We start from the raw sequence: 7,873 nt of genomic DNA on the forward strand, positions 1-7,873 counted from the left end.
CACTCACTGTCTGCTGACTTAGACTTAGTTTACAAGCTTTCTAGGATGCAGAAGAACCTCTGGAGGAATGTTCGTTGATAGACATGATTAAGCAGTGGAGACATGTATTTAAGCTTGACCCGGACCGGGAGATTACGGATGAAGAACTTGATCAGGTCTGCATGTCGGGGACCGATGCAATTATCGTCGGCGGATCTTCCGGAATTACTTATGATAACACGGTAGACCTGATGTCCCGGGTGCGTCGTTATGAGCTACCCTGTGTGCTTGAAGTATCCGATCTGGAAGCTGTTGTTCCCGGGTTTGATGGATATCTGATCCCGATGGTCTTGAATGCAACGGACAGTAAATGGATGATTGGGCACCACCAGCAAGCCATAGAGCGTTACGGTTATCTGATCCCATGGGATCTGCTGATTGCCGAGGCTTATATTGTACTTAATGCAGACTCCACGGTAGCGAGGTTGACGGGTGCAGATACGGAGCTCACGACAGGAGCTGCGGTGGCATATGCGCAGGCTGCGGAGCGTCTGCTCAATCTTCCAATTGTATACATGGAGTACAGCGGAACGTTCGGAGATATGGAGCTTGTTGGTGAGACACACAGACAATTGGAGCGGGCACATCTCATCTACGGCGGCGGAATTGATAATCCGGAGAAAGCCGCGCAAGCTGCTCGGGTAGCAGATACCATCGTTGTAGGTAACATCGTGTATAGTGATCTGAACAAAGCACTTGAGACGGTGTTGGCCGTAAAAAGAACCGATGAATCGGTTTAGTTTACCATTCCCCCATTTTCCCCTTATGATCTGTTAAAATAGAACTTTGCCCTTACTAATTAAGCAATTCGTATACAAGAGTAAGTTTTACACAGAAACGAAGTGTTCTCTCTTGTGAATTCAACTACCCGTAAATATAAGCTAAACTAATTTTTACACGAGAACGCAGAGGACAGAAATAAGCTGGAGAAGCGGAGCGTTCGCCTTTATTACCGGATTTTCACCTTTGAAATGTAGATCGAAAAATCCGGGAATAACAGCGATCGGAAGATTATTCTGTCATCGGAGTGGCGAGTGTAACCTATTAATTTTGCTCTATAGACCAACCAACGAAAGGAGCATGCATGCATGCAACCTGTAAATATACATGATGCCGTTGCACGGCTTAACACCCCTCAACGGCAAGCCGTCGAGGCGACGGATGGCCCGCTACTGATTATGGCCGGAGCGGGATCCGGCAAGACCCGGGTGCTGACACACCGGATTGCCTACCTTATTGCAACACGGAAAGCACCTCCGTGGGGCATTTTAGCGATTACCTTTACGAATAAAGCCGCCCGTGAGATGCAGGATCGGGTTTCCCAACTGGTTGGTGGCTCCCAAGGCCGCGACATTTGGGTATCCACGTTCCACTCCATGTGTGTGCGAATTTTGCGCCGTGATATTGAACGAATTGGCTTTACCTCCAACTTCAGTATTCTGGACTCATCGGACCAATTATCTGTAATTCGTAGCTGTATGAAAGACCAGAATATTGATACGAAGAAATTCGAGCCCAAAGCAGTTCAATCCATGATGAGCACGGCCAAGAATGAACTGATCAGTCCGGAGCAATATGAGAAGCAGGCAGGGGACTATTTCGAGGGTATTGTAGCGAAGATATATAAGATGTATCAGAAAAGGTTAAGAGCCAATAACTCACTTGATTTTGATGATCTTATTATGCAGACTATTCAACTGTTCAAGGAAGTACCGGAAGTCCTCGATTTTTACCAAAAGAAATTCCAGTACATTCACGTGGACGAGTATCAGGATACGAACCGTGCACAATACATGCTGTGCCGCATGCTCGCTGACAGCCACCACCGCATCTGCGTTGTAGGGGATAGTGACCAATCGATCTATCGCTGGCGCGGGGCCGATATCAGCAATATCCTGAACTTTGAGAAAGACTATCCTGAAGCAAATACAATTTTGCTGGAGCAGAACTATCGTTCTACTTCCAATATCCTGAATGCAGCGAATGAAGTGATCGGCCTGAATACAGGGCGTAAACCGAAAAAACTGTGGACGGACAAAGAGGGTGGTTCGAAGATCAAGGTGTACCGTGCGGATTCCGAACATGATGAGGGGTATTTTGTTACCTCCGAGATTAGTAAAAATGTGAAGAACGGCAAATCCTATCAGAACCATGCCATTTTGTATCGTACCAATGCCCAGTCCCGGGTTATAGAGGAAATTCTGATCAAGTCTGATATTCCGTATCAGATTGTCGGCGGCATCAAGTTCTATGATCGCAAAGAGATCAAGGACATTCTGGCGTATCTGCGCCTGTTATCCAACCCTGACGATGATATCAGCCTTACCCGGATCATTAATGTACCGAAACGTAGTATCGGTGATACAACAGTAGCGAAGCTGGCGGCTGCGGCTGGAGAGCGTGGAATTTCCATTTTCCGAGTGCTACAGGTCGTGGATGATCTTGGTTTTGCTGGGCGTACGCGGAATGCGCTGGTGGAGTTCTATGACATGATCGCTGCGTTGCATCAGATGGTAGAATATCTGTCCGTAACTGAACTGACGGAGAAGATCCTTGAGATGAGCCAATATCGTCTTGAGATGCAAAATGAAAATACACTCGAATCTCGTGCACGGCTCGAAAACATTGATGAGTTCCTGTCGGTAACGATGGAATTTGAGAAAAATAATGAAGACAAAACGCTCGTATCGTTCCTCACCGATCTTGCATTGATTGCGGACATTGACAGCATGAACGATGATGAAGAGGACCAGAGCGATGCGGTTACCCTGATGACCATGCACAGTGCCAAAGGACTGGAGTTCCCGGTTGTCTTTATCGTGGGTATGGAGGAAGGCGTCTTCCCGCACAGCCGTGCCTTTATGGATAATGAAGAGCTGGAAGAAGAACGCCGACTTGCTTATGTGGGGATCACCCGTGCGGAAGAGCAACTTTTCCTGTCGTGTGCCCAGATGCGTACCTTGTTTGGACGTACCACAGCGAACCCGCCTTCCCGCTTTCTGGATGAAATTCCGGATGAGCTGAAGGAAGACACTTCCATGGCTCGTGATCGTTTCCGCCGCGGTAGCAGCGGAGGTGGCTCATATGGTGGACGTGGATTAGGTTCCAGTGGAGGGAGTAACTTCGGTGGTGGCACCAAGCTCTTTGATCACCAAAGCAAGAGCGGGTCATCTGCTACCTCATCCACGCCAACTTCGCGTGTGACCACAAGTACTTCCCGCCCAACATACTCTACGCCATCATCTGCTTCCAAGCCGGTGGCTTCGAATGGTGAAGCAGGGTTTAAGGCCGGAGACAAAGTGCAGCATGGCAAATGGGGGACAGGCACGATTGTTGCAGTTAAAGGGACAGGGAATGACACCGAACTGCAGATTGCATTCCCGGCTCCAGTTGGCGTGAAACGTTTGCTTGCCGGGTTTGCTCCAATTACGAAAGTGGAATAAAAACGAAAATTCCTTTTGCACGATAACGGAGAGTACAGAACTAACTTTGAAGAAGCGAAGCGATCGCCTTTATCTCCAGCTGGGGATAACAGCGATCGGAAAGTTATTCTGTTATCGGAGGTTAAGTGCAAGAGGAATGTTCGTTTACATATATAGATCAAATTAACGGAGGGATGGCCCTGTATGGACCCGATGCACCGGATGGAGCAACTCGTTACTGAGCTGAACCAGCATAATTATCAGTACTACACGATGGATCAGCCACAGATCAGCGACAAGGAGTATGATCTTCTGTACGACGAACTGGTTACGCTGGAACAGGAAAGCGGCATGGTTCTGCCTGATTCTCCAACACAGCGTGTGGGCGGCGAACTGCTCAAAGGGTTTACCCCACATCGCCATTTATCTTCATTATGGAGTCTGGACAAAGCGCAAAATATTGAGCAGCTGCGCAGCTGGAATACCCGTGTACTGAAACTGATTAACGACTATAACAGTAAAAATCCCGATACGCCTTTACCGGAACCAGGTTATGTCATTGAGTTAAAGTTTGACGGATTGACGCTGAACCTGACATACACCAACGGTGAGTTGGTACAAGCCTCTACAAGAGGGAACGGTACCGTAGGCGAAGGGATTTTAGCACAGGTAAAAACGATCAGATCTGTCCCGCTCAAAATTCCTTACACAAGCGGCACAATTGAAGTACAGGGTGAAGGTATCATGAACCTGTCTGTCCTGGAGCGATACAACGAGACAGCGGCAGAACCGCTCAAGAATGCGCGGAATGCAGCAGCGGGAGCGCTGCGCAACCTGAATCCGAAGGCAACGGCTGAGCGCCGGCTGAATGCTTATTTTTATAACGTAGGTTATTCGGATGACATTCAGTTTGCCAATCATGAGCAGATGATGGACTTCCTGCGTGAGAACCGCTTCAAAGTTAATCCATCCATCACGTACTTCCACGAGTTTGATGATGTCATGGAACAATTGGCTGCGATTCAGGAGAACCGGGGTCAGCTGGACTATCTGATCGATGGAGCGGTAATCAAAATTACGGACATGCGCACCCGTGAGGTATTGGGTTATACCGATAAATTCCCTCGCTGGGCGGTAGCATATAAATTCGAGGCAGAAGAGACTACGACGGTTCTTAATGCTGTGGTATGGAATGTGGGCCGTACTGGCAAAGTAACTCCGCTGGCACGCGTAGAACCCGTTGAACTGGCCGGGGTAACGGTACAGAACTGTACGCTGAATAATGTCGGCGACATTGAGCGCAAAAATCTGAAGTTCGCTCTGGGTACACGGGTCTTTATCCGTCGCTCCAATGACGTCATTCCTGAGATCCTGGGTAAAGTGACAGAGGAGAGTGATGGTGAGGAGATCGTCTTCCCTGAGCAGTGCCCGGCATGCGGATTCCCGCTCGAGCAACGTGGAGCGCACTTGTTCTGTAACAACAGACTGGCATGCAAACCGCAGACGGTGGCACGTATTTCCCATTTTGCTTCCCGTGATGCCATGGACATCGAGACATTCAGTGAGAAAACAGCGATTCAGCTGTACGATGAATTGAACGTGCGTGAGCCTGCTGATCTGTATACGTTACAGTTTGATGATCTGGTGAAGCTGGAACGGTTTGGCGAAAAGAAAGCGAACAACCTTCTCGCTGCGCTAGAGCTCAGTAAGGATCGTGATCTGGCCTCGTTCCTATACTCACTGGGTATACCGAACACAGGTAAATCCACCACGCGTATGCTTGCGGATCACTACCGGGATCTGCACGCCATTATGAATGCAACCGTAGAAGAATTGGTTGAACTACCTGACGTCGGTGGTATTGTGGCGGAGAGCATTGTAACTTTCTTTGCAGATCCGTTTACACAGGCTGCAATTGAGAAGATGCTTAACTTGGGTGTGAAAGCACAGGCACCTGAGGCGTCAGAAGTTGTTGTTGTGGAAGATTCCTTTTTCACTGGCAAAACCGTCGTCCTGACAGGAACACTGCACCAACTAACGCGGGAAGAGGCTACGCAAAGACTGGAAGCGCTCGGAGCGAAGGTAACAGGCAGTGTGTCGAAAAAGACAGATCTGGTGATTGCCGGAGAGAAGGCAGGCAGCAAATTGACCAAAGCTCATGATCTCGGTATTCCAACGATTGAGGATGAGGACGAACTTGTACGTCTTTTGAACCCACAGGGTTAGAGGATAAACGGACAAAAGAGTTCATATAAGAAAGCCCCCGAAGACACGAATCCGTGATCGGGGGCTTTTGCTGTTATTTGAATGATTAATACAACGAATGAACGCCGCCAGTCTTAAACTAAACGGATCATGATCCACTTATATTATTAGGGATGCGCTGAGATGCGCCTGTAAGCCATGCATCCTTGTCATATCCTCGCTCTTCCCAGTAACCGATATGTTCACTGTCGATGAGTTCGATGCGATTCAACCATTTTACTGATTTGTATGCATACATCTGAGGAATGACGAGCCGTACCGGACCGCCGAGATCAGCCGGGATGGGTTTGCCATCATGCATGACAGCCACCATAATATCCTCCATTTGTGCTTGATCCATCGTAATCGCATCTGTATACACACCATCACCGGAATAAAACTTTACACTATGAGCCTCTGGTTTGACCCCGGCTTGCTTCAAAAGCTGTGCAAGTGAAATCCCTTCCCAGGTATTTTTATATACAGACCATCCTGTTACACAGTGGAAATCACTAACCTGTACGGTACGCGCGAGCTTCACGAACTGTTCCCAGTTCCAGACCTGTGCCCGTTCAACCAATCCATCAATACGGAAAGACCAGTTAGCATTGGAGAAGGACGGTATGGGCGTAACCGTATATACGCGAAAATGACCTTCAGCTCCGCCTCCAATGGGAGGTGAAGAGGCAGACAGCGGTTGTGGCAAAGGAACCATACGGTTAGGATCGTTCTCCAGCATACTGTCGATACTGTTATCAATCTTGAGATTTCGTCCTACCCAGGATATAAAAGTAGGTCCGAGTGTGACGGCAAGACCAACCCCCACGGCAGAACGGATGAAAGCTCGGCGTGTATACACAGGCTGAGGTCGCTGCTCTAATTTGAGAGAATCTCTCTCGGGACTACCATCCTGAGAAAAAGATATAGCAGCCGGAGTTTCTTTTTCATCCGATATTGAATCAGATGGATCAGCTGCACTTTGAGCTCGTGTTGAAGTTGTAGTGGTTTTAACCGCACGACGTGCAGAGTCCTTTAACCATTTGGTCCGAGTGATGGAGTGATAGATAATATAAGGTAAGCCCACCCAAGTCAGCAGGTCATGGATCAAAAGTGCAGCATTCGACCATCGAGGTCCAGCCAGCTTGAACTGCCATAATACAATACCCGAGAGGAGCCATCCCACCAATAGGGCAAGAACTACTATAGTATTTATTCTTTGCCAAGGTCTGTTGCGAAGCTGCTTCCAGTGTTTTCCGGCCAAAATCAAGTAATATACGACGGGGGCCAGCATCGCTAGCCCAACGATAATATGTAGCCATTTTAACCATACACGCCCAATCCCGAGTATCTCTCGCCAAAAGCCGCCTACCAGCATAAGACCCGATATAGCAAGGATGACTACAATCCAGGCATTCCAGGCATGGATGGAAACCAGCTTTTTGCCGTAACCTTTGCGTCTGTTCTTTAACCATTGTTTCAAGTGCGATCACCCCATATAGGTTAGTAATGAGTTTGTTCAGAACTTTGATATGTAATAGCCAACTGTGAATGGAGTGCGTGATCAGAGTACAGGTTCAGATGAGGCGATTAATGATTGTTCATGGGTTAACCACACCCATATGAAGAGGTACATTCAATTGCTTATTCCTATCCCTATATCTATATACCTTATTATAGAGTTTTTGGATCACTTTCTTCAAACCAATAGGAGAACAGGACTCATTGTCCCGATCGAGGCGGTTATAGAAGTCAGCATTATAGAAATGATTGTTTCATTGATACAGAATAACCTCAAATAGGGTTCCATCTTGGTTTCAGATATTGTGTTAATGTGTCGCATATAGGCTGAATGCAAAGTACCGTTGATGAAAAATTGTAAAATATCAGATGGTAGATTAAAAATGCTTGCTAAATAAATCCGTACGTGATATATTACTTCTTGTCGCTTCAAACGAATGATCGTCATAATCATTTGAAAGACGACGAAAACAAAGTGTTGACAGTAAGTTAGTTAACATGATATGATAAGATTCCTGTCCGGTTGACAAACTTTAACATAAACGGACATACAAGTTCCTTGAAAACTGAACAAATGGATAGTAACTTTTGACTCACAATGAATCGTCAGATTCAAAATGAGCTTATCGCTCTTTTCAATACTTTATTGG

The 7,873-nt window shown here is 47.2% G+C and carries 4 protein-coding genes; 3 read left to right on the forward strand and 1 reads right to left on the reverse strand.

Annotation, left to right across the window (positions count from 1 at the left end):
• The first annotated feature begins 83 nt into the window (after window positions 1–83).
• The 3 genes from pcrB to ligA all read left to right on the forward strand — a co-directional run bounded on the left by pcrB (window position 84) and on the right by ligA (window position 5,687).
• On the forward strand, window positions 84–779 hold the full coding sequence (pcrB, locus tag MHH93_RS26135; RefSeq protein WP_500056428.1) for a heptaprenylglyceryl phosphate synthase: 696 nt from the start codon (window positions 84–86) through the stop codon (window positions 777–779).
• A 348-nt stretch (window positions 780–1,127) separates the two neighbouring features.
• Window positions 1,128–3,482, forward strand: a complete 2,355-nt coding sequence (pcrA, locus tag MHH93_RS26140) for a DNA helicase PcrA (RefSeq protein WP_440391397.1) — start codon at window positions 1,128–1,130, stop codon at window positions 3,480–3,482.
• Window positions 3,483–3,665: 183 nt separating this feature from the next.
• Window positions 3,666–5,687, forward strand: a complete 2,022-nt coding sequence (gene ligA, locus MHH93_RS26145) for an NAD-dependent DNA ligase LigA (protein WP_500056425.1) — start codon at window positions 3,666–3,668, stop codon at window positions 5,685–5,687.
• Window positions 5,688–5,814: 127 nt separating this feature from the next.
• On the opposite strand, the gene MHH93_RS26150 is transcribed toward ligA, so the two are convergent.
• The gene (locus tag MHH93_RS26150; protein ID WP_500056427.1) at window positions 5,815–7,185 is read right to left on the reverse strand and encodes a molybdopterin-dependent oxidoreductase; all 1,371 of its coding nucleotides are present in this window, start codon (window positions 7,183–7,185) and stop codon (window positions 5,815–5,817) included.
• Window positions 7,186–7,873 lie beyond the last annotated feature (688 nt).

The sequence above is a fragment of the Priestia sp. FSL H7-0729 genome (assembly GCF_038005685.1).
Classification (GTDB): Bacteria; Bacillota; Bacilli; order Paenibacillales; family Paenibacillaceae; genus Paenibacillus.